Below are 17,789 nucleotides of genomic sequence, written 5' to 3' on the forward strand. Positions count from 1 at the left end.
CGGCCTCCGCGGCGGCCTGGCGCGCGGCCTCCGCGGCCTGCTCCTGCAGCCAGGCGTCGTGCGCGGCGGTGACCGCGGACTCCGCCGCGGCGAGCGAGTCCGCGAGCGCACGCAGGGACGCGGCGCTGTGCCCCGCGGACGAGGACTCGCCGGGGGCGGCGGTGGAGGCGGCGGCCTCAACCGACGCGGGGTCCGTCGCGGCCAGCCCGGCGTCGGCGGTCGCGAGCTCGGCGGCGAGCTGCTGCCGGACGGCGTCGTCGGCCACCGCGTCCTGGCTGGCCGCGAGGGTGGCGCGGGCGCGCTCGGCGAGCGYGGCCAGCTCGGCGCGCGCGTCGGCGCGCACGGACGCCGACTGCACCGCCGCGGCACCGGCCACCTCGACCAGGCGCGCATCGACGTCGGCGACCTGCGCGTCGTGCGCGTCGGCCGCGCGCTCGTCGGCGGCGGCCGCGGCGGCCACGGTCGCCTCGTGCTCGGTCCACGCCCACGCGCTCCCGACGCCGCCGACCACGAGGACGGCGGTCACGGCGGCGACGATGCTGCGCGTTGGTCGGCGGATGAGAATCCCTCCGGAGCGGGAGGACGATCGGGTCGGACCGTCGTCAGGGTAGCCGCCGCGGTGCTCGTCGGCCCGACTGTCGGGCGCCGCGCGACCCTCCGGAGACGAGGTCGGGGTCGCCCACGGGGCGTGGTGTCGCCCGCCGGATCCCGGGCCGCAAGGATGCTCGTGCAGATCAGAGCGCTCCAGCGGGCCGCCTACCGCACGCCTCGAGCGGCCCGTGGGACGGGTCGCCCGCGCACCCCGCCGGCGTCCGCCCGCCGCCGGAGACGACGACCACGTCGGCGCGCCACGGCCATCCGGTGGAACCGACGACGGCGCGCTCAAGAACGCCCTCCGGAGGGCCGATCCCGCACCCATGAGTGATGTGCGCCCGACGCTGTCCCTTCCCGCGTCCGGCCCACACGGCACCGTGCCCGGCGTGCGGCCGCTCACGCCCGAGGAGCTCGGCCACCTCGACCGCGCACGCGCGCACCTGCGGTCCAGCGGCGCCGACCTCGGCGACCCACAGGCCGTCGGCGCGCTCCTGCACTCGGCGCGGACGCGCTGGGCCGACGGGCCGCCCACCGCCGTCCCGCAGGCGATGGTCATGGCGCTCGGCGTCGGCGTCGGCGACCTCGTCGTCGCCCGGGTCCCCGGTGCCCGGTGGGCCCTGCGCACCGGTCGCACGCCCTCCCCCGCGGTCGTGTCCGCCTCGGGCGAGGACGCGGCACTGCCGCTGACCGACGTCGGTGCACGCTGGCAGACCGGGTGCACGCCCGGCTGGGTCGCGGAGTACGTCACCGCCGCCGCCGCGCACCTGTCGGCCGGCGCGGCCCCCGAGCTGCCCGCCCAGCGGACGCCGGAGCGCGCCCGGGACCTGGACCCGCAGCCCGAGGGCCCGGTCTACCTGCCCTCGCGGCCGGCCTMGGAGGGGCAGCCGCTCTCGAGCCGACGGTCCACCCCGCCGCTCGCCGCCCGTCCGGTGGAGGACCAGCCGACCGCCCTGCGCGCGCTGGCCGACGCCGCCGGTGCGCCCCGCCGCGCCTCAGACCCCGACGCCGACGCGCTGCCGCAGTCCCCGACGGCGCCCGCGGCTGAACCTGCTCTCTCCCTGCTGGGCGGGACGCAGCCGGCACGCACCCCTGCCGACCTCCCCCACCCGCCGTCGCCGGCCGCGCAGGACATCGCCCTGGGAGCTCTCGACCACGCGCTCGAGTCGGCACTGGCCGGCGTCGACACCGCGACCACGTTCGCCCTGGTCGACGGTCCGGCCGCGAGCCACGAGGTGCGGCGGTTCGACGCGCACGAGGCGGCCGAGGCGCGGGAGTGGGTCCGGGCCTCCGGGGCCGACCGCGCTGCCGTCGCCTGGATCGGGCGCCTGCCCGGCGACTCGTCGGACCCCAGCTCCGTGGGCGCCCGCGCCGTGCTGGTCGAGGCGTCGGACGCGGGGGCACCGAGCCTCGTCGTCGCCCACCGGTTCTCGGCCGCCGTCCGGGAGGGCGAGGGCCGCGCCCGACCCGCGCGAGCGGTCGGCGAACCGCTGGTGATCGGGCAGGGCACGCCGCTGCTCTGACCACCGGGGAACGCGCGGCGGGTCGGAGTCGTTGAACAAGACCCGCCGACCCGAGGAGGAGCCCGTGGGCGTCCCCGTCACCCCCGTCGACCCGCAGCTCCCCACCGTCACCGCGCCGCCGTCGCGGGCCGCCACCGCGTTCGACAGCGCCGCCGACGCGCGCGCGGAGCTGGACCGCCAGATCACGGCCTACGTCGAGCTGGGTCTTCCGGCGCTGCTCGGCGAGGACCCGGCCGCCTTCCGTGACCGGCTCGCGCCCCTCGCCGAGGCCGCCGCGGCGCCGACCACGGCCCCCGGCGTCGAGGGGGACGACGTCCCGTTCGTGCTGGTCCTGCCGGGCCTGGACCTCAACGACGTGGCGCCGGCGATGCGCCGCGGGAAGCAGCTCGGCGTGAGCGTGATCGACCGCGTCGAGGCCCCGACCTACCGCCCGATCGAGGGCATCGACGTGCCCGCCGAGCCGTACCTGCTGCGGGGCGTCGACACCGGCTCGGAGTTCTGCAACGTGCGGCCCGAGCATGCGCTGGCGACGATCACGAGCCGCGGCCGCACCCCGCTGACCATCGACGAGGGGGTCGCGCTCGTCGTCGTGAGGCCCGACATGCTGCGCCCCAACAAGTGCTTCTCGCTGCTGGCGTCCCGGACGGGCACCAACCAGCGGGTGCCGGCCGTGTGGATCAGCGAGCGCCGCGCGAAGCTCGGCTGGTGCTGGGACCGCAACCCGCACACGTGGCTGGGCGCCGCGTCGGCGGAGGACCGGGTCGCACCCGCGGACGTCTGACTAGTCTGCGAGGGTGCCGGTCGACCCAGGAGGAGTCATGCGCTTTCGCACCACCGTGGAGCTCAGCGGGAAGACCGCGACCGGGCTGCCCGTGCCGGACGACGTCGTCGCGGCCATGGACCGCGGCCCGCGGTTCCCGGTGGTCGTGACCATCAACGGCTTCTCCTACCGGAGCACCGTGACGCCGTACCGGGGCAAGACGCTGCTCCCGCTCAGCTCCGAGAACCGCACGGGCGCGGGCGTCGAGGCTGGCCAGGAGATCGACGTCGACATCGAGTTCGACGACGCACCGCGCACGGTCGAGGTCCCCGACGACCTCGCGGCCGCCCTCTCGGACACCGCGCGGGCCGCGTTCGACGCGCTGTCGGTCAGCCGGCGCAAGGCGATCGTCGGGCCGATCGAGGACGCGAAGACCCCGGAGACCCGCGAGCGCCGGATAGCGAAGGCCGTCGCGGACCTGGGCTGAGCGCTGTCGCCGCGCGGCCGGTCGCCACCGCCGCTAGCGTCCCGGGATGCGCTCCCTCGCCACGGCCACGCTGCTCACCACCGCGCTGGTGCTGGTGGCCGGCTGCACCTCGTTCCCGGACCCGAACCCACGCCCCGACCAGGGCGACCACCTCGAGGACCCCGTCTCGGTCGACCGCGGGTCCGCCGACGAGGTCTCACTGTCCCTGACCGGCCGCGCGACCTCGATCACGATCGGCACCGACGCCCCGGCCGGCGATCTGCTCGAGGTCCAGGCGACGGGCCCGGACTCGAGACCCGGCATCGACGACTCCGACGACACCCGGGTGGTGGCGCTGGACGGCGGCGCGGCCGTCGTGCGGCTGGCCGACGACGTCGACTGGACCATCGACCTCTCGGCAGGTGCCGACACCGTCGACGCGGACCTCGACGACACCACGGTGTCCGGGCTCGTGCTCGACGGCGGGGCGCGCAGCATCGAGCTCACGCTGCCCGCGCCCGACGGCACGGTGGCGATCGACCAGCGCGCGGGCGCCGACCACCTCGTCCTGCACCTCCCCGACGGCGTCGGCGCCCGCGTCACCGTCACGTCCGGCGTGGGAAGCGCGGACATCGACGGCGAGAGCACGCAGGGCATCGGCGCCGGCACCGTGCTGACCACGGACGCGTTCGACGAGGACGCCGACCACTACGAGCTCACGGTGGCCGGCGGGCTCGGGAGCCTGACGATCGACCGGGGCTAGCGTCACGGCGTCGCCGGCTCAGTACTGCTGCGCCCGGACCGGGTACCACCGCGACCCGAACCGCCGGGTCACGCTCCGCCCGCTGATGTCCGCCAGCTCGTCGAGCCGCGCGAGCACCGCCCACCCGACGCGGCGGGCGGTCTGGTCGTCGTCGGCCTGGAACCGCACGGTGACCCGCGCCTGCCCGCGCACCACGGCGACGTCGTAGGCCTCGACCGTCGTCATCGCCTCGGCGGTCGCCACCGCCTGCGGCAGCACGTCGGGCGCGGCGACACCCGGCTGCAGCAGGCCGACCGCTGCGGTGACCCGGTAGGAGGGCACGGCGTCAGCTCTCGATCTCGGCGCCGCGGTCCATGGGCGCCACGCTAGCGGCGCGCGTCAGGCTCCCGGGACCACCGGCAGCGTCGCACCGGCCCAGTCGGCGGCGTCGACGGTGCACGCCCCGACCACGGCCCCGTCGACGGTGAGCCGCGACCGCGCCGTCCAGCCCGGCCCGGACTCGTCGAGGTCGCCCTGGGGGACGGGCACCGCACCGAGCACGACCCGGTCGTCCTGCCACGCCGTCGCCTGGACGTCGTCCTGCGTCAGCGTCACGACGGATCCGTCGGCCGACACGAGATCGGTCTCGACGTGGACCGAGTCGAGCGACAGGTCCGACGACGGCAGGGCCACCGTCCACGTGATGCCCAGGCCGGTCTCCTGCGTGTCCGTGGTCGACCGGGTGACCCAGAGACGCCGCTCATAAGACGTCGACCTGGTGTGCGCAGCGTCGGCCGACGCGGTCGGGCCGGCGACCGTTCCGTCGTCCACGCACGGCACGGGCGCCTGGTCGGAGGAGCCGCCCGAGACGTTCGTCGTCGAGAAGCCGACCCCGACCACGACGAGCACGACCGCACCGACGGACACGACCGTCGACCGTCCGGCCGACGGCTCCCGCCGGAACCGCGCGAACCACGGGTGCGCGGCCGGCTCGCGGGTCTGGATCGCGAGGGTGCCGACCAGCGTGTCCGCGAACGTCTGCCGCTTCGCGTTCCAGAGGGGCCGCAGGTACCCGACGAGCAGGATGGCGTCGAGCAGGTGCGCCAGGACCCGGGCGGCCGAGCGGACGAAGCCGATGGGCAGCCCGTCGGCCTCTCCCACGACGGCGACGCCCGCGACGCGCTTGCCCGGGGTGGCGCCGGTGTAGCCCTGCAGCGCCAGGAGGGCGACGAGGACGCCGAYGAGCCACGCGCTGGTGACCCACGAGAGGGAGTCGCCCGCCCCCTCGCCGACCGGGAACGACGGCGTGAGGGACGGCGCCTGCCCGTCGAGCCCGAGCACGAGCCACGTCGCACCACCGAGGATCGCGTCGTCCAGGAAGGCCGCGACGACGCGTCGTGACCAGGAGGCGAGCGGGGGCCGGTCGACCGGCGCGGCGACGTCCGTCGGMAGCGTCGCGATGTCCGTCACGCCCCCGATGCTGGCAGAGCGGCGGGTTCCGCGTGCCCCGTTTCCGGCCGCGGCCTGGGGAAAAGACGGAGACCGCAGGCCCCGTCGACGCGTCAGGCTCCCGCCTCATGACACGCGCGCACCCCAGCCCGCGACTGATCAGCTGGCATCGATCCTCGAGGAGAAAGGCAGAGGTCATGGCCGACGCCGCCGACCTGGTCGAGGTCCGCCACGTGCTGCACCAGATCGTCAACGTGAAGGGTGACTGACCGGCATCCGGCAGGGACGTCGAAGGCCAAGGATCGCGATGTTCCTGGGCCTTCGGCATCTCTCTCGGAGGCCTTGACGCCGCACTTGTTTTTTGCAAGTGTGGTGCCGTCCACGGAGGGAATCACGCCAGAGGGAGAGCACGATGACTGCGATCTTCGTCAACCTGCCGGTGACCGACCTGGAGCGCGCGAAGGCGTTCTACACGGCCGTCGGACTCACCATCAACCCGCAGATGTCCGACCACAACGCGGCCTGCTTCATCGTCGAAGAGGACCACAGCTACGTCATGGTCCTGCTGCGCGAGTACTTCCAGACGTTCACCGACAAGCCGCTGGGAGACCCGGCCGTGAACCCGTCGGTCTCGACCGCCATCTTCCTGGACTCCCGCGACGCGGTCGACGCGACCCTCGCCGACGGGCTCGCCGCGGGCGGCGCCGAGGAGCACCCCGCCTCGGACTACGGGTTCATGTACCAGCGCCAGCTCACCGACCCCGACGGCAACATCCTCGAGTTCGGCTGGTTCGACCCGGCAGCCGCCGCACCAGCCCCCGACGAGCTCGCGGGCCAGCAGGCCTGACGCCGATGGCCGCACGCGACTACGGGCAGTACTGCGGCCTGACCCGGGCCCTGGAGCTCGTGGGCGAACGCTGGGCCCTGCTCATCGTGCGCGACCTGCTGGTCGGGCCCCGCCGCTACGGAGAGCTCGCCGCGGGCCTGCCCCGCATCCCGAGCAACATCCTCGCGGCGCGACTCAAGGAGCTGCAGTCGGCCGGCCTCATCTGCCGGGCGCCACGCTCGCGCATCATCATCTACGAGCTGACGCCCTACGGCCGCGAGCTCGAGCCCGTCGTGCTCGCGCTCGGCGCCTGGGGATTCAAGGCGATGGGCGAGCCGCGCGACGAGCAGGTCATCACGCCCGACTCGATGACCATCACCCTGCGCACCGCCTTCCGGCCACAGGTCGCGGCGACCCTGCCCGCGACGGCTTACGCGACCCGCTTCGGTCCCGCCGACCTGCTCGTCCGGGTCGACGGCTCCACCCTGGACGTGACCCGCGGCGACGGTCCCGTCGACCTCGCCTTCGCCGCGGGCGCGGACATCCGCCGGCTCATCTCCGGCGAGCTCACCGCGGACCGTGCGATCGAGACCGGTGTCGTCGAGGTTCTGCGCGGCCGAGCCGACCTCCTCGACAGGTTCGCGAGCACGTTCCACCTCGCCGCCTGACCGGAGCGACGATCGGTCAAGGACGCGGGCCGCCAAGGACCGTGGGCACGGCAGAGGGAGCGTGCAGCCGAAGGAGTTGATGACCTATGCCGGCCGCACCCAGCATCAAGCTCGGGTTCGCCCGCACGAAGTCGCGGCCGGCATCGCCTCTCCAGCGGTCCTTGGCAACGAGGGCGCGCATCGCCTCGCGAGCTTCATCGGCAAGCTCGGGCTCTCCGAGCGTCTCACTGCCGACGAGCAGAGTCTCCGCGAGCCCGGCTCTCCCGTGGCACAACGAGTTGTCATCGTCCGGCCCCACCCGAGCGAGTGCCGTTCGAGTGAGACCAAGGGCGGATCTCGCGCCCGCCAGGTGCAACGACCGACGACCGGGGTCGTCGGTCGCGGCCGCGAGCCGAGCGATCGCGATCCCAGCCGCGCCGTTGCACCACGTCACGGCCGCGCGCCCCCGCGGGTCCGCGGCACCGGCGGGAAGATCCCTGAGGTCGGGCCAGCTGCCGTCGATCTCGTCGACCAGGCCGTTCTCCCACTCAAGAACGCCTCGGCCGGCCTTCTGGAACTCGCGCAGCCCGGTGCGCGCGTGCAGATGGAGGAGCGCGGCGCCGAACCCCGAGGCGCCGTGGGCCAGGCCGGTCAGCATCCGACGCGATCCGAGCGACGTGACCAGTGCGCGGCCCAGCTGGACCGCGAGCGTCCGATGTGCACCTTGGCTGTCGTGTGCCCCGTCCAGAGCGAGGAGGGTCAAGATGGTGCCGGCCCGACCCGCGATGACGTCGTCGGGCCATTCGTTCCGCGAGCGGATCGTGTCGACGGCGAGCCGATCGAGGTCGTCAGCCCATCCCGCCGCCTCCGGCGCGATGGCTGCCAGGCGGCGCGCGACCCATGCCAGACCGCACACGCCGGTGTAGAACCCTGCTGCCTGCTCGCCCGATGTGGCGACCGCTTGCACCGCCCGGCTGGAGGTCGCGACCGCAGCCAGGGCGGTCCGCCGATACCGCTCTTCGCCAGTCAGCTCGCTCAGCTCACCGAGGAAGAGCGCGATCCCGGCGGTGCCGTCGTACAGCCGGGCGTCCAAGGTGACGGCGATCGGTTGCGGGGTTCGCCCGTGCGCGTACGACGTCACGTCCGGTCGCCGCCCGACCCAGGTGCAGCAGCCTTCTCGCCTGTTCCAGTAGGCCGTCCCGCAGAGCTGGTCGCCAAGGCCCGCCGCCGCCTCGAGCAGATCTGTGCCACCGGGGCCTGGTGTTCTGGCCGCAGGTGCGGACCGGCGACGCGGTGCGTCGAAAACGGGGATCGTGTCGATGTCACTCGGCTGGCTGTCGACGCGATGAGGGCGGTCCGGATCGATCCCGGCCTGGCGGAATGCGCCGGCGATTGCGGCGTACCTCTCCTTCGGGACGTCGGGACTACCCGACTGGCCGTGCGTGCGAAGTCCCAGCGCGACGAGCTCGCATCTGTGCTGTCCGAAGCTGAGCCCGCTTCCCGGGTCGATCGCTACGCTGACCCCCGGCGCGAGCGTCCGAGTGAACATGGGTTCGTCGCCGACGAGATGGTCGCTGACCGCGGAGTACACCCACGCGAGCCGCTCGTGCGTGGGTCCGTCGAAGCCTTCGGGCAGATACAGAACCGCCGAGTCGGCGCGCCCGTGACCGTCGGGATGGTCGCGCAGCTTGGCCAGAAACGGGATCCCGGCGCCGTTGAGGTCGGTGGTCACGGCCCGCACCCAGACCGGCGCTCCACGCGCGCTGAGGTTCCAGTAGACCCGAGTCACGAGTCCGGTGTCGGCCGCCGGCCAAGGAGCGTCGCCGAGGGCGACGTAGTAGCCCGGGTGGAGGTTGCGACGTTCCTTGGGAACCAGGACCGCGACGCTCGCGGCCTCGCCAGCGGACCGCACCCGGTCGGGCGTGGTCACGAATACCGCCCCGTACCGGCGGACCCTCAGCCGCCCGGCGTCCCCGACCGCCTGGGTCGCTGGCGTCTCGACGAGGTGCCATCCGACTTCCCAGTGACCGCTGCCCGAGTTCGCCGCAGACAACGCCAGCCGGAAGGAATGGGCCGCGGCGGAGTCCGTGCTGGACCTCGATCGCGGCACGGGCCGTACGTAGCAGTGGCCGTAGAGCTGGGTCGCGAGCCAGGAGATCGTCGGGGACTCGGCGACACCGACCGAATGAGGGCGGGCGGGCGTGACATCGGCGGCGGTCGGGCCGGTGCTTGCGGCCTCGCCCACGATCGGCAGCGGGGTGGTCGGGGTGAGCTCGCGGCCGTCCAGGAGTGCAGTCATCTCCCCGACGGCGCACACGCGCCGCGCGAGCTCGACCAGGTCCGCGGCGCCGCTCATCCAGGGTCCGTCACACCGAAGAGGTCGGCGGCCGCTCCGGCCGGATCAGCCAGAATGTTCTCAGCCACCTGCAGATAACCCACCCCTCGATGGGTGAGGTCATGGCCCGCAACCCGCGCTTCGGACAACGTGGCGACCACCAGGTGGGCAGCGGCGAAGCAAGCGACCGTGCCCGGCCACTCCGGATCGGACACGCCCTGCGTGGCCACGCCGTAGCCGCGGCGGACCGCGAGGCCGCACGCCTGCACCACCGGCAGGCTCAGCTCCGTCCCGAACCGATCCCACGAGCTCACGACGGCGTCGGCGAGGGCGCCCGCGATGTCCCAGCGCGGATCACCGTGACCAGAGAACTCCCAGTCCACGAGCCTGACGTCCTCGCGGGTGGGACCGGTCGGCTCGCTCCCGCGGGGGCCGACGAGAACGTTGTCCGTTCGGAGATCGCCATGGGTGAAGCAGGTCGGCTCCCAGCGGTCGGCCGCCGCGAGCAGCCCGACGCGGATCCGCGAGCCCTGGACGATCTGGAAGGCCCGAAGGGCCGCCGGCCCGAGGACCGCGAGCGCCTCGACGGCCGGGTCCACGGAGTCGAGTACCCAGGGCAACCTCGGCCGCTCACCGGGACGTCCGTGGACGACCGCGAGAATCTCGCCGATCCGCCGCCACACTCGCGTCGGAAAGCGCTCGGGGCCCTCCGTCGCGACCAGTTCCCTCAGGGTCCGGAAGTCGGCCAAGAGCTCGAGCACGACGACGCCTTGGTGGTCGTCGTAACGCAGCAGGGAGGGGACAACGGGGGCGAGAGCCGGCGCGCGCGCAACGGTGCCCGCATAGAACCTGCCTTCGGCCGCAACTGTCTCGAGGCCGCCGACCGCGAGTGCATCGGCCTGCTTGACGAAGAAGCCAGCACGACCGGCACCCGCGGGCAGCGTGACACGGAGGTTCTGATGGCGTCGTGCAACGGCGTCGACGACGAGGCCGCCGTCGGTGATCACGTCCTCGGCGAGCAAGCCCGCCTGGACTAGGTAGGGCACGACGGAATCGACGTCAAGAAGCGCGATCGGACTCGTCTCCGCCCGCCCGGGCGAGGTCCGGTGCGGAGCGCCGCTCAGCAAGGCGGATAGACGTCAGACACGCAGTAGAGGACGGGAGTGATGGGCGGCGGACACGGCGGGTACACCTCGGACACCGGGTACGGCCCGGACAGCTCAGTCTTGAACGCGACCGCGCCGTCCTCTGCAGAGTCACCCGTCGGCCCGCGATAGGACTTACGGACGGCGCCGAGCACGTAGCTGGCGTCGCCTTCGACCCGCTCGGTGCGGACGTACTTCAGGTGCGCGCCGGCAGCGACCCGAACCACCGTCGGACCGTCGGAGTCCTCCGGGTCGAGCGGTGACGCGTGCGCGATGTCCGCGACCGCCACCTCGACGTAGCTCCGGAAGGCGAGGCCTGCGTACACGCGCACGTGACCCGCCGTGGGCGAGTCGCCGACGAAACCCACAAGGGTCTCGTACTCGATGCCAGCCCCCGCCGGCGATTCATTCGTGAAGGTGGGTGTCAGTGGATGGCGGGCGAGTCCGCCTTCGTAGCCCATATTGACGTTCCTTGCCTCGTCCGATTCGCCTACGCGAGTGTTTCGACCCCGGCCGGTGGTCGTCCGGCTCGGGGGATCGGGGGTCGACGGGCTCGTCACACCTCGGCACTTCCGCTCCGGCCCACACAACTCGGGCCTAACGGACAATTAACGCTACCCCTCGCAACAGGGTGAGGTCCAGCAGAGATCCGGCACGTTCTCAGGCTTTGCGCCGCTCGTGGCGCGGGACGTCCGACCCTGTCGGCGCCAGGGCTCCCCCGCGAGGCTGACGGTGTGCCTGGTCGTCTGAGCGTGTTCGACCGTGCGGAGCTGGCGACCGATGTCGGCCCCAGCCCGCGGAACGTCGCCGTCCTGCTCGTCCTCGCCGGTCCGGCGCCCGACGTCGGGCTGATCCGTGCGCGCATGGCGCGGGCCGTCGCCGAGGAGCCGCGCCTCGGTGAGCGCGTGCGACGACGCCGGCCGGGCGCGCCGGTGTGGGAGCGGTGCCCGGTGGACCTCGCGCATCACGTCCGCGTCCGCGTGGCCCCCGGCGCCGACCCGCTCGCCGTCGCGGTCGAGGACCTCCTGCGGCCGATGCCGGCGGGCCGCCCGCCGTGGCGGCTGACGATCGTCGACCTCGCGGATCACGAGCGGTCGGCGCTCGTGTGGACCAGCGCGCACGTCCTCGGCAACGGCCCGAGCATCCTCGGCCTGCTCCTCGAGTGCCTGGTCGACCCGTCCGCGGCCGTCGCGTCTCGCTCCCCGGGCCGTCGTCCATCGACGGCGTCCGGCCGCGGCGGGCGGGGGCGCGTCGGTCCTGCGGGTCGCAGCCCGCTCGTCCAGCCCGTCACCGCCGGCCTCACCGCGGTCCCGGTGAGCGTGGACGTCGACGACCTCCGGGCCGGTGCCCACGCCTGCGGGGCGACGGTCAACGACGCCCTCCTGTGGGCGTGGGGGTGCGCCTTTCGCCGCGCGGACGCGGCGCGCGGCGGTCACGGCGAACGCGTCGTGATCTCCGTGCCGGCCACGGTGCCCGGGTCGAGGTTCGGCAACGAGGTCGGTGCCCTGCGCGTCGCGGTCACGGAGCCGGGGGGCTCCCCCGCCGAGCTCGCCCGCCACACCCGGCACGTCAAGAGGCACGTCCGGCCGTGGACGTGGCCCGTCGCCGCGACGGGGGCCGTGCTTGCACGCCGGCTCGGGATGCTCCCGACCATGCTCCGGCGCCAGCGCCTCATCTCGACCGTCGTGACGTACGCGCCGGGGCCACCCGAGCCGCTGCGGGTGCTCGGGACTCCCGTCGTCGGTGTCGTCCCGCTCGTGCCCGTCGTCGGGAACGTGACCACGCTCGTCGCGGCGACGTCCATCGGTGGCCGTCTCTACGCCGCCGTCGTCTGCTCGCCGGAGTCCGCCGACCTGGCCTCCTCACTGGCCGACGATCTCGCGGCCCGGCTTCGGGACGTCGCCTCCATCGGCGCGCGCCAGGCGGCCGAGGTCGGCAGGGACCCAGAAGCCGTTTCCGATGCGCGGTCTCGCGCTCGCGCACGGCCAGACGGCACGATGCGCGGATGGTGACCACCAGCACGTCGCGGGTTCGCTGGCTGCGCTACGCGGCGGTCGTCGCGTTCGGGATCGGGTTCGGGTACGTCGAGGCGGCGGTGGTCCACTACCTGCGCCTGGCGCTGGGCTCGCAGCTCGTCGACGACGCCCCCGTGCGACGGGTCTACCTGGACCTGGGGGTGATCCGGTTCGTCGACCCCGTACACACGATGCTCCTCGACCCGGACCTCACCCGTACGGAGACCGCGCGGGAGGCCTCCACGATCCTCATGCTCGCCGCGGTCGCGGTGCTGGCCGGGAGCCGGTTCTGGCACGGTGTGGCCGCGTTCTTCATCGCGTTCACCGCGTGGGACCTCACCTACTACCTGTTCCTGCGGGTGCTGACCGGGTGGCCGACGAGCCTGGCGGACACCGACGTGTTCTTCCTCATCCCGGTGCCGTGGCTCGGACCCGTGGCCACGGCAGTCGTGGCATCGACGGCGGTGTTCGCGGTCGCGTCGTGGAGCTACCTGCGACCGGCAGCGTGGGCGGACCGGTCCACGGACCGAGTGGCGTCGACCGGCCCCGGACGTTGAACGACCCCCTCGCTCACGGGAGCGAGAGGGCCGTTGACGTCACGACGACCGCGCGTGCGGTCGCGGTGTTCGAGGATCAGGTCGCGAGGTCACCCGACCTGGCGTACCAGGCCTCGTTGATGGTGCGGCGCACCACGATCCGCTGCCGGGTCTGCGCGATGAGACCGATCAGAGCCAGCACCACCAGCAGCAGGTACCAGCCCCAGCCTGCGTCGACCGCGCTGCTGAAGCTGCCCTCGGTGAAGTCGGCGGAGTTCAGGGAGCCGAACAGCAGCATCAAGCCGCCGACCACGCTGATGGCACCAGCGATGGAGCTGAGCACAGCCAGCACGATCATCGGCATGTTCCCGAAGACCGCCAGCAGTCCGAGGGCGGCGCCGATCGCCACACCCACGACAACCGCGACCCAGTTCCAGTCGATCCCCAGGGCGACGATCAGGCCGGCGCCGATCACGTAGCCGAACGTCGCCATGGCGAAGATCACGGCTACCGCGTAGAAGAAGTACGCGAGCAGCGCGAAGACCAGGCCCAAGACCAGGCCCGAGATCCAGCCGAGYACGGTGCCCAGGACACGCTCGTCGGCGAGCTCGGCGAACAGCCCTGCCCCGACGGCGAACCCGGCGAAGAAGCCCCAGATCGGGAGGATGAGCCGCAGCACGAACTGCCCTGCGAAGAGCATGACGCCCCCGGCGACGATCGCGAGGATTCCCAACAAGATGTCTGCCATGTCTGCAATGTAGGGCTCGCCGCCCTCGATCCTTGCGACGACACGGATGAACTCGTGGCAAATGGTGCTCCCGGACCGCCGAGCTCCTCGGCGGTAGAGTCCAGTTGCGGCGCAGCCTCGCCGGCCGCGCAGCTCCGCTCGACACTCCTCCGGAGATGGTCGTGACGTCGAACACGGTCCCGCCGCCACCGGTCGGTCCGCGCCCCGGCGAGGTGATGGAGCTCTACAAGCTCGCGGTCGAGATGGCGGACCGCATCTCCGCCCGTCGCGGCGTCGCCAACAGCTTCTTCGTCGCCCTGCAGAGCGCGATCCTGTCGGCTCTCGGCTTCCTCTCGGGCCGGACCGCCGACACCTGGGTCCTCGTGGCGGTCTGCGTCTCGGGCGCGGTCACGTCGGCGACGTGGTTCGTGCTCCTGCGCAGCTACCGCACCCTCAACCGCGCCAAGTTCGCCGTCATCACGCGCCTCGAACGCGAGCTCTCGCACCAGATCTTCGCCGACGAGTGGGATGCCCTGCGCAGCGACCCCATCAAGCACTGGCGGCCGCGCTATGCCGAGCTCGGCACGGTCGAGCGCGTCGTCCCGGTCGTCTTCTTCCTGATCAACGTCGCGCTGGCCGTCTACCTGGGCACGTCGTGACCTACCTCGACGAGACCGCCGACGCGATCCGGGCCTGCGTGCCCGACGGCGTCGACGTGCCGCCCGACGCTCGAGACCTCTTCCTCGCCTACGCCGTGCTCCTGCGCGCGAAGGGATCGGCGGTGACGGCGTCCGACGTGCACGACGCCTGGGTCGCGTGGATGCTCACGCGCGACGGAGAGCACCCGGCACTGCAACCGTTCGAGCAGCTGGCCGACGACGTGCGCGCGCTCGACGAGCCGTTCTTGCAAGCGATCCGGGCAGCGGCCGGAGCTCGGTGATGGGCATCCGCGTCGTCTTCGATGTCCCTCCTCGACAGACCGCGCGACGCCTGTCCGCGTCCGCGGCGAGCGTCGGCGGCGTGCTCCTCATGGGGGTCGGCCTGGTCGGGGCGTGCGGGGTCGTCGCCGTGGCCGCCATTCTCGGTGCAGCCGTCGGTCTCGGGTACGTCGCCCTCGTCGCCAACGAGCTGGACCCCGACGGCCAGTGGGCGCCCGAGTGGGTCCGCTCGTCGCCGGCCCCGGACCCGCAGGCGCTCGTGAACCCCGGCGTCCGGCTCGGGGTCGGTCTGGTCGCGGCGCTGCTCGTCATGTGGCTGGGACTGGTGGTGCTGCGACGGCGGCGCCACGCCGTGCTCTTCCTGCGTCGGTTCGGGTACGACGACGCCACGAGGATCGTGACCTCGGCACTCGCCGTGCTCGGCCGGTCGTGGCGGGTCGTGACGCTGGACGACTCCGACGTGCAGGCGGTCGGCGCGCGACGGTCGGCGTTGACGACGTTCTCCCGCGAGGCGACTCGGAACGTCCGTCGGGTGTCCGGTCGCGTCGTCGGTGCGATCGTCGTCATCGCCGTCGTCGTCGCCGGGCGGGCCGCCGACACCGCGACGGACCCCGCCTCGCTGCTGCCCGCGGGCCTGCTGGACGCCACGCCGGTACGCATCGAGTCGCCCGTGCAGCTCGCGACGGCGGTGGTGCTGGTGCTCCTGGCGGTGACGATCCTCGCGGGGGTTCTTCGTCGCCTCCTCTTCCCGGCGGTCCTCTTCTCGCGGCGGGTCGAGCGCAGCGTGCAGACCGCCGAGGGGGCCGCGCGCCAGTCGGTCACGACCGACGAGGACATCGAGAAGGTCGGGCGCCTGGTCGAGCGGATGACGCGCCGCGTGTTCAGCCCGCAGCTGATGGTCGTGGCGTCGACCAACGCGCTGTGGCGTGCCGCCGTGACCCGTCTGCTGGCGAGCACGGAGGTCACCGTCGTCGACGTGTCGCGGCCCACCGAGAGCCTCCTCTGGGAGATCCGGGAGCTCTCCGCGCACGACGACGGCCGTTGCGTGTACATCGGGCACGTCGACCGGCTCGCGGGGTTCGTCCCTGACGTCGCACGGATCGCACCCCCGAGCTGGAACGTCCCCGGGCTCGACACCCTCGCCGCACCCCCGGGACCGGTCATCGAGCAGATCGGACGGGTGCTTGACGGGCACGACGTGCTCGCGTACAGCAGCGACCCGGCCACCGTGGGGCCGTTCTCGCGCAGCCTCGAGCGGCACTTGTGGGCGACGCTCGCGGGCGCAGCTCCAACGGCCCGCGGCGTGCACGACCGCGCGTCCACGGCGTAGCTCCCGCTGTTCCTTTCCACGGGTCTCGGCGCGGAGTAGAACTAGGACGAACCGGCGCAAAGAGGCGTCGGCAGATCCGTCAGGAGGCTCGAGCCATGCCCAAGTTCATGGACGTTCATCACGGGATGGTCGGCATCACGCCCGAGGCGCTCAGAGCCGCGCACCAAGCGGACGTCGACATCCAGGGCGAGGAGGGGGTCGACTTCCAGAGTGCGTGGGGCGACCCGGAGTCGGGGATGGTCTGGTGCGTCTCGGAGGCGCCCAACGCCGATGCGGTCCTCCGCATCCACGAGCGGACCGGTCACCCGGCCGTCGAGATCTACCCGGTCCCGGTCGAGGCCTAGCGGCCGTCGGCGCACGGCGTCCGCGATCGCACTGCGGCCGGGCTGGCGCGGGGGCAGCCACGCCCGGGCCGCTGCTGGCGTGGGCGTGGCCGGACGCCAGCTATCCCCCGCTGACGATCACCAGCTCGTTGCTCTCGGGGTCGGCGACCCGCCAGCGACCCTCTGACTCGTCGAGGAGCCGGCCACCGGCCGCGACGATCGTGGCGAGGCGCATCTGCGCGAGGTCCGACGGCACAGCGAGCTCGACGTGGATGCGGTTGCGCTGCCGGCGACGCTCCGTCTCCGAGGCGTCGATCTCTTGGAACATCAGCACCGGGTTCAGCCGCCGCGGATCGTCGATGTCGATGACCCAGGCTCGCCGATCGGGGGTGTATCCGAGTGCGGCGACCCAGAAGGCGCGGACCGCGGCAACGTCGGCGGCGTCGAGGACGAGCTGAGCGAAGCGCGGCAGCCCCGGATCCGCCGTGGCCCCGAGCTCGCGGGCAGCGGTCTGCAGATTCTCGGCGAGGTCGGTGAAGTCGAGCTGAAGGCCGTGGGCGTCCGCCTCCCACAGGTCCTTGCCGGTGTCGAGGATCACGAGCCCGGGGCGCAGGTCGACCAGCAGCGGGAAGCCGGCGTCGACGGCCAGCGCCGCGGCTGCGGCGGCCAGGTCACGCTGCTGCGTCGGCGAGGTCGTGCGGTAGCACGCCATCGCGCTGAACACCGCCTGCCAGTCGGCTGTCCCCGTCTTCTCGCCGAGCGCGTCGCCCGGCACCAGGTCGACCTCGTTGCCGTCGGGGTCGGTGTGACAGACCCCGAACGGGCCGAACGCCTTACCAAGACGCGCCTGCTCGACCGATGCGGCCGGCCGCACCACGTCGAGGTGGATGCGGTTGCGCAACGGCCGCGGATCGGTCGACACCCGGACCCGTATCGCGGGGTCGCGCCGCAACGGATCCGCCAGACCACCGTCCTCGCCGGGCGCGTAGTCGAGCGCGCGCTGCCAGAACGGCCGCACCACCGACGGGTTCGCGGACTCGAACACGACGCTCAGGTGCTGCAGAGCGGCTGGGTTCGCGGCCAGCCCGAGATCTCGTGCGGCCGCCGACACGGCCTCGGCGTGCTCGTCCGAGTCGAGGCGCACCCGGATGCCTGTCGCGCGCAGGTCGACCGCGGTCGGGGCCGGCAGCTCCACGATGCTCCCGGCCAGCGCAGCCCCCTCGGTCAGCGACGGCGCGTCGAACCAGGCCGTCGTGACGCCATCGACCACCCGCCAATCCGTTCCGATCTCCGTCATTGCGGACGATCTCCCTCCGGACAGTGACCCGGTCCCGGCCGGAGGCATCGAAATCGCCATGGGCGGTGCCCGCGTGCGGGTGGTGGGGTTGCGCCGCTGTCGATCGCGGCGGGTGGTGTCAGTATCGGCGGTCGGTCGT

At 73.1% G+C, this 17,789-nt stretch carries 20 protein-coding genes and 1 pseudogene; 13 read left to right on the plus strand and 8 right to left on the minus strand.

All coding sequences use genetic code 11. The annotated features are described in order from the left end of the window. Positions 1–526, minus strand: a pseudogene (locus ACXJKA_RS04205) (hypothetical protein); the annotation flags it as partial. 391 nt (positions 527–917) lie between these two features. Here ACXJKA_RS04205 and ACXJKA_RS04210 point away from each other — a divergent pair. The 4 genes from ACXJKA_RS04210 (at position 918) to ACXJKA_RS04225 (ending at position 4,103) form a co-directional block, all read left to right on the plus strand. Then, positions 918–2,114 (plus strand): hypothetical protein, encoded by a 1,197-nt coding sequence (locus ACXJKA_RS04210; RefSeq protein WP_456823927.1) that lies wholly within the window; start codon positions 918–920, stop codon positions 2,112–2,114. Positions 2,115–2,178: 64 nt separating this feature from the next. Next, positions 2,179–2,895, plus strand: coding sequence for a DUF5701 family protein (locus ACXJKA_RS04215; RefSeq protein ID WP_456823928.1), 717 nt, complete (start codon positions 2,179–2,181; stop codon positions 2,893–2,895). A gap of 37 nt (positions 2,896–2,932) precedes the next feature. Next, positions 2,933–3,361 (plus strand): YdeI/OmpD-associated family protein, encoded by a 429-nt coding sequence (locus tag ACXJKA_RS04220; protein WP_456823929.1) that lies wholly within the window; start codon positions 2,933–2,935, stop codon positions 3,359–3,361. 46 nt (positions 3,362–3,407) lie between these two features. Then, positions 3,408–4,103 carry a hypothetical protein gene (locus ACXJKA_RS04225; RefSeq protein ID WP_456823930.1) on the plus strand — a complete coding sequence of 232 codons (696 nt, stop codon included), beginning with the start codon at positions 3,408–3,410 and terminating at the stop codon, positions 4,101–4,103. 18 nt (positions 4,104–4,121) lie between these two features. Here ACXJKA_RS04225 and ACXJKA_RS04230 read toward each other — a convergent pair whose 3' ends face one another. Together ACXJKA_RS04230 and ACXJKA_RS04235 are read right to left on the minus strand one after the other, a co-directional pair. Further along, positions 4,122–4,424 (minus strand): hypothetical protein, encoded by a 303-nt coding sequence (locus ACXJKA_RS04230; protein ID WP_456823931.1) that lies wholly within the window; start codon positions 4,422–4,424, stop codon positions 4,122–4,124. 57 nt (positions 4,425–4,481) lie between these two features. Further along, complete coding sequence (locus ACXJKA_RS04235) at positions 4,482–5,552, minus strand: RDD family protein (RefSeq protein ID WP_456823932.1); 1,071 nt, start codon at positions 5,550–5,552, stop codon at positions 4,482–4,484. 107 nt (positions 5,553–5,659) lie between these two features. Between ACXJKA_RS04235 and ACXJKA_RS04240 the strand changes: the two genes are divergently transcribed. From ACXJKA_RS04240 to ACXJKA_RS04250, 3 genes are all read left to right on the plus strand, one after another. Next, a complete protein-coding gene (locus ACXJKA_RS04240) occupies positions 5,660–5,800 on the plus strand; it encodes a hypothetical protein (protein ID WP_456824148.1) in 141 nt (46 codons plus the stop codon). Positions 5,801–5,943: 143 nt separating this feature from the next. Next, positions 5,944–6,378, plus strand: a complete 435-nt coding sequence (locus ACXJKA_RS04245) for a VOC family protein (protein ID WP_456823933.1) — start codon at positions 5,944–5,946, stop codon at positions 6,376–6,378. 5 nt (positions 6,379–6,383) lie between these two features. Next, positions 6,384–7,025: a winged helix-turn-helix transcriptional regulator gene (locus ACXJKA_RS04250; protein ID WP_456823934.1), complete on the plus strand. Its 642-nt coding sequence runs from the start codon at positions 6,384–6,386 to the stop codon at positions 7,023–7,025. 16 nt (positions 7,026–7,041) lie between these two features. Here ACXJKA_RS04250 and ACXJKA_RS04255 read toward each other — a convergent pair whose 3' ends face one another. The 3 genes from ACXJKA_RS04255 to ACXJKA_RS04265 form a co-directional block, all read right to left on the minus strand. Beyond that, complete coding sequence (locus ACXJKA_RS04255; protein ID WP_456823935.1) at positions 7,042–9,249, minus strand: lanthionine synthetase LanC family protein; 2,208 nt, start codon at positions 9,247–9,249, stop codon at positions 7,042–7,044. A 107-nt stretch (positions 9,250–9,356) separates the two neighbouring features. Further along, positions 9,357–10,385, minus strand: coding sequence for a phosphotransferase family protein (locus ACXJKA_RS04260; protein WP_456823936.1), 1,029 nt, complete (start codon positions 10,383–10,385; stop codon positions 9,357–9,359). Positions 10,386–10,459: 74 nt separating this feature from the next. Further along, on the minus strand, positions 10,460–10,945 hold the full coding sequence (locus ACXJKA_RS04265) for a hypothetical protein (RefSeq protein ID WP_456823937.1): 486 nt from the start codon (positions 10,943–10,945) through the stop codon (positions 10,460–10,462). A 273-nt stretch (positions 10,946–11,218) separates the two neighbouring features. Here ACXJKA_RS04265 and ACXJKA_RS04270 point away from each other — a divergent pair, with 273 nt between their 5' ends. Beyond that, positions 11,219–12,496 (plus strand): wax ester/triacylglycerol synthase domain-containing protein, encoded by a 1,278-nt coding sequence (locus tag ACXJKA_RS04270; RefSeq protein ID WP_456823938.1) that lies wholly within the window; start codon positions 11,219–11,221, stop codon positions 12,494–12,496. Next, entirely contained in the window at positions 12,490–13,056 is a 567-nt protein-coding gene (locus ACXJKA_RS04275; RefSeq protein WP_456823939.1) for a hypothetical protein, read from the plus strand. The genes ACXJKA_RS04270 and ACXJKA_RS04275 overlap by 7 nt, the downstream gene beginning before the upstream one ends. Positions 13,057–13,132: 76 nt before the next feature. Here ACXJKA_RS04275 and ACXJKA_RS04280 read toward each other — a convergent pair whose 3' ends face one another. Continuing rightward, entirely contained in the window at positions 13,133–13,783 is a 651-nt protein-coding gene (locus tag ACXJKA_RS04280; RefSeq protein WP_456823940.1) for a DUF4203 domain-containing protein, read from the minus strand. 161 nt (positions 13,784–13,944) lie between these two features. Between ACXJKA_RS04280 and ACXJKA_RS04285 the strand changes: the two genes are divergently transcribed. From ACXJKA_RS04285 to ACXJKA_RS04300, 4 genes are all read left to right on the plus strand, one after another. Further along, entirely contained in the window at positions 13,945–14,421 is a 477-nt protein-coding gene (locus tag ACXJKA_RS04285) for a RipA family octameric membrane protein (RefSeq protein ID WP_456823941.1), read from the plus strand. Next, positions 14,418–14,702 carry a DUF7701 domain-containing protein gene (locus ACXJKA_RS04290; protein WP_456823942.1) on the plus strand — a complete coding sequence of 95 codons (285 nt, stop codon included), beginning with the start codon at positions 14,418–14,420 and terminating at the stop codon, positions 14,700–14,702. Before ACXJKA_RS04285 ends, ACXJKA_RS04290 begins: the two co-directional genes overlap by 4 nt. After that, positions 14,702–16,030, plus strand: a complete 1,329-nt coding sequence (locus ACXJKA_RS04295; protein ID WP_456823943.1) for a hypothetical protein — start codon at positions 14,702–14,704, stop codon at positions 16,028–16,030. Before ACXJKA_RS04290 ends, ACXJKA_RS04295 begins: the two co-directional genes overlap by 1 nt. 95 nt (positions 16,031–16,125) lie before the next feature. Further along, positions 16,126–16,374, plus strand: a complete 249-nt coding sequence (locus ACXJKA_RS04300) for an SCO4226 family nickel-binding protein (RefSeq protein ID WP_456823944.1) — start codon at positions 16,126–16,128, stop codon at positions 16,372–16,374. 100 nt (positions 16,375–16,474) lie between these two features. On the opposite strand, the gene ACXJKA_RS04305 is transcribed toward ACXJKA_RS04300, so the two are convergent. Further along, complete coding sequence (locus ACXJKA_RS04305) at positions 16,475–17,650, minus strand: VOC family protein (RefSeq protein ID WP_456823945.1); 1,176 nt, start codon at positions 17,648–17,650, stop codon at positions 16,475–16,477. Positions 17,651–17,789 lie beyond the last annotated feature (139 nt).

The organism is Cellulomonas sp. P5_E12, from assembly GCF_054049315.1.

Bases quoted from the DNA above. Each gene is read 5' to 3' on its own strand.
- ACXJKA_RS04220 (WP_456823929.1), top strand. From the start codon at position 2,933: ATGCGCTTTCGCACCACCGTGGAGCTCAGCGGGAAGACCGCGACCGGG.
- ACXJKA_RS04245 (WP_456823933.1), top strand. From the start codon at position 5,944: ATGACTGCGATCTTCGTCAACCTGCCGGTGACCGACCTGGAGCGCGCG.
- ACXJKA_RS04295 (WP_456823943.1), top strand. From the start codon at position 14,702: ATGGGCATCCGCGTCGTCTTCGATGTCCCTCCTCGACAGACCGCGCGA.
- ACXJKA_RS04300 (WP_456823944.1), top strand. From the start codon at position 16,126: ATGCCCAAGTTCATGGACGTTCATCACGGGATGGTCGGCATCACGCCC.
- ACXJKA_RS04250 (WP_456823934.1), top strand. From the start codon at position 6,384: ATGGCCGCACGCGACTACGGGCAGTACTGCGGCCTGACCCGGGCCCTG.
- ACXJKA_RS04265 (WP_456823937.1), bottom strand. From the start codon at position 10,945: ATGGGCTACGAAGGCGGACTCGCCCGCCATCCACTGACACCCACCTTC.
- ACXJKA_RS04225 (WP_456823930.1), top strand. From the start codon at position 3,408: ATGCGCTCCCTCGCCACGGCCACGCTGCTCACCACCGCGCTGGTGCTG.
- ACXJKA_RS04275 (WP_456823939.1), top strand. From the start codon at position 12,490: ATGGTGACCACCAGCACGTCGCGGGTTCGCTGGCTGCGCTACGCGGCG.
- ACXJKA_RS04240 (WP_456824148.1), top strand. From the start codon at position 5,660: ATGACACGCGCGCACCCCAGCCCGCGACTGATCAGCTGGCATCGATCC.
- ACXJKA_RS04305 (WP_456823945.1), bottom strand. From the start codon at position 17,650: ATGACGGAGATCGGAACGGATTGGCGGGTGGTCGATGGCGTCACGACG.